Raw genomic sequence first — 1,726 nt, 5'->3', positions numbered from 1 at the left:
CCCCAGTACGGTTCGTACATGGTGTTGTAGATCGCAGCGTAGCCGGGATTGTAGTTGTCGGGGTGTTCATATTCGAAGACGTCCTGATCGAATCCATTGTTGACGTCTTCGCGAATACGTAGCTTGTACTGGAGCTCGACAGGTATTCCGGAAGTCTCCCAGTACCCCATGGAAACATCGCCCGAGTGGTTGTGGAGAGAGATGTTGTAGCTGAAAGTCGTAGCACCCTTGTCATCGCCGATTTTCCAGATGATGAATTCCTTGCTGTTCGACGCATGGTATTCATCCTTGATCGCTCTGGGTGCCACGCCAGGTGTCTGAGTTTCGGCTTGCCCTCCGGAAGTGGTCTCGGCTGCTTGCGCCGCAGCCGCGATATCGGCGCGCTCTACGCTGGACTTGTTGGTGACTTCCTCGGTGAGTCCGGTGACAACATTCGTGTAGGTGACCTTGGAACCGCCCCCTTCAGTGATGGTCAAGGAGTTCCCAACGCACGCCCAGTCTGCGCCTTGTGGAGCGTGTTCCTCGGCGTACTCCGTGCAGCTAGTCGTGGGAACGGCGCTGACCGGAGCCTCGTAAGGGCTGCCCGTGCCTTGCTCTTGAGCCTGAGCTTGAGACGACATCAGGGCTGGAGTGGAAAGCGCCACGACCGCCGCCGCTATTGCGAGTCTGCTCTTCATCTTTACCATTTCTCTTCTAGGTTTGAACTCTAAATCTTGCTCAGAATGGTCTGTACGCGACGACGTTGTTCTGCTCGAAGTTCTGCGTCAGCCACGTAGTGAACAAGCCGTCCCTGTTGGTGTCGCCGGTGGGGTAACCGTAGAATCCCTGTTCTCCCCCACGGTCTCGCCACAGCCTCAAGACGTCGAAATCGATCGAGTGCGCATTCGTGACGCTTGACCAGTAGATCGCCCCTAGGAAGAAATCGTTGTACCGTCCGTTATATTTGGCTAGCGGCTTTTCATCGGTAGTGGGGTACCCGAGTGTTCCAATCTCTGCTCCGGTTGCGTTCCACTTGTCGCGGATTGCCCCGCCGATGACTGCAGTGAGCGGCGATTGAAGGGGATGCCAGTAGATGGCTGCGCCTTGAAATTCCTGACGGCTTCCAATGTTATCCAGATTCACGAACTCGTCAGTGGTCGGATATCCCATCCATCCTGCCTCCCAGTTGTGCTGGGCCCACTTGTTCATGTAAAGCAGGGTGACCGGGTGTGCCCCAGTGGCCGCGGACCAGTAGATGGATCCGTTGACGAACTCCGACCGGGCGCCCGTATTTCCCGGATTCTGGTACTCGGGAGATGTCGGGAAATTCAGGAAGCTTCCTGGGCCTCCCATCGCGTTGTACTTATCCCGAATCGCCCCGCAGACAGCGTGGGGCGATGGCCAGTAGAACTGGCAGTCTGCCGCAGCAACTAGAGCCATCCGCTCCGAGAGATCGGCTTCCTCCTTGCTGAATCCCTCTGGTATGGGCTCTTTTTCAGATCGGGCGACAGTACCAGCAGGTAGTTCTGGAAGGTTCTCGACGGGAACGGTAAGAGTTCGTTGTTGCGCTTTCGTGATGTCTGAGCCGGATCGAGCGGCTAGCCTCGATCTTTCGTGAGCGCGGCGTGCCGGCCTGATCGAGTTCGGATTTCTTGTCCCGGTGATGGTTCCGGTTTCCGGACGTGGCGGGGTGGCCGACGCGGTCGGGTTGCGTCGGGGTCCACGGCCCCGAATGATGGTGCTCCTT

At 57.5% G+C, this 1,726-nt stretch carries 2 protein-coding genes; both read right to left on the bottom strand.

Features of this window, described 5'->3' with window-relative positions:
- The coding region (locus AB4Z17_RS33370; protein ID WP_441964739.1) for a hypothetical protein at positions 1 to 677 on the bottom strand (677 nt) is incomplete at its 3' end.
- A 40-nt stretch (positions 678 to 717) separates the two neighbouring features.
- Positions 718 to 1,726, bottom strand: a 1,009-nt coding sequence (locus tag AB4Z17_RS33365) for an LGFP repeat-containing protein (RefSeq protein WP_441964737.1), incomplete at its 5' end; no start/stop codon positions are given.

The organism is Paenibacillus sp. TAF43_2 (assembly GCF_052113545.1).
In the GTDB taxonomy this organism is placed as follows: domain Bacteria; phylum Bacillota; class Bacilli; order Paenibacillales; family Paenibacillaceae; genus Pristimantibacillus.
The sequence above is the reverse complement of the archived record's forward strand: the minus strand, read 5'-3'. Positions and strand labels throughout refer to the sequence as shown.